The sequence below is a fragment of the Streptomyces sp. CO7 genome, from assembly GCF_053474865.1.
In genome coordinates this window covers 59308-60528 of the sequence record NZ_JBRIOU010000001.1, presented here as the reverse complement: position 1 = coordinate 60528, position 1221 = coordinate 59308, and the positions used below count along the sequence as shown (strand labels likewise).

The following is a 1221-nucleotide window of genomic DNA, read 5'->3' as shown; positions in this document are numbered from 1 at the left end:
CGGCGCAGGTCCACCAGCGTGTGGAACGCGGGCCGGCCCAGCTCGCGGGCGATGTCGGTGGCCGTCCGCCGGCCGTCGACCAGGTCCAGGATCGCCTGCCGCCGCACGCAGGCCTGGGCGGCGCGCGCGGGCCGTATCAGGGTCAGCGGGGCGGTGTCGGTGGACGGGTCGGGCCAGATCCGGTTCAGCAGCGAGCGCCGCCGCATCGTCTCCCGCTCCAGCGCCGAGACGGGCACCGGCCGCACGGCCCCCATCCAGTGCCAGGCGCCGTACCGGAAGTGCCCCGGGGCGCTGCTGGGGGCGAGCGCGAAGTAGGCGGCGTCGAAGAGGCTGCCGAGGTGGCACAGCTCCAGCTGGCCCTGGGAGAGCACGCCCTGCGAGATCAGCGTGCGGCTCACCGGCCGCTCCGGGTCGGCCTCCGCGCCCTCGACGGCCCGCTGCCAGCCCTCCGGGTCCACCGCGCCGGCGGCGGTGAGGAGCACGTCGATGCCGGGGGTGGCCGGGCTCTCGGCGTGCACCACGCGGCCCTCGGAGAGGTAGAGCGTGCCGCGCTCGCGGACCAGGACGCCGGTGGCGTGTTCGGCGGCGAGACGGTTCAGCATCGGGGAGACGCTGCCCCAGGGGCGCTGCCGCGCGGTCGAGGGGTCCCGGACCGGAAGCCTCGGCGGGGGCGTGTTCACGGGCGTCATCCGAGCACCAGCCGTCCGGCCAGGTCGCCCAGGCGGATCCGGGCCAGCGCGAGGTTGCCCTCGTCGCGGTCCAGCCACAGGTGGAGGAAGACGCTGCTCTCGTAGGTGGCCCGCAGGAAGCGCAGGACGTGGTAGCTGTCCCGGTTGCTGATGATGACGTCCTCCACCGGCGGCTCAGAGCTGTCCCAGCCGGCCCCCTCGTCGGGGGTGAAGGCGCCGTGCTCGGCGGCGAGGCGGGCGAGTTCGGCGGCCTCCGCCGCGGCGGTGTCGTGGTCCTCACCGCCGGGAGGGTCGCCGACCGTGCCGAGCGGCAGTCCGCTGGTCCAGTCGACCAGCGCGGCGCCCCTGGCTCCGGGCAACCGCATGACTTCCAGCAGACACTCGTCGATCCCGGGCACGCGCGGCCCCCTCCACCTGGCGTTCGGCTGAACGACGGAGACGCTACGCAGGGTTCGTGAGGGTGAGTGAGCGTTCTGGCATTTTCCAGCGGAACATGCGACGCCCCCACTATCGTGGGTCAACTGCCCCGCCC

Annotated in this window: 1 protein-coding gene and 1 pseudogene; both read right to left on the bottom strand. The window is 74.5% G+C overall.

Annotation, left to right across the window (positions count from 1 at the left end):
• A pseudogene (locus ACOV8S_RS00260) lies at positions 1 to 602 on the bottom strand (hypothetical protein); the annotation flags it as partial.
• A gap of 83 nt (positions 603 to 685) precedes the next feature.
• Entirely contained in the window at positions 686 to 1087 is a 402-nt protein-coding gene (locus tag ACOV8S_RS00255; protein WP_108951607.1) for a hypothetical protein, read from the bottom strand.
• Between the last annotated feature and the right edge of the window lie 134 nt (positions 1088 to 1221).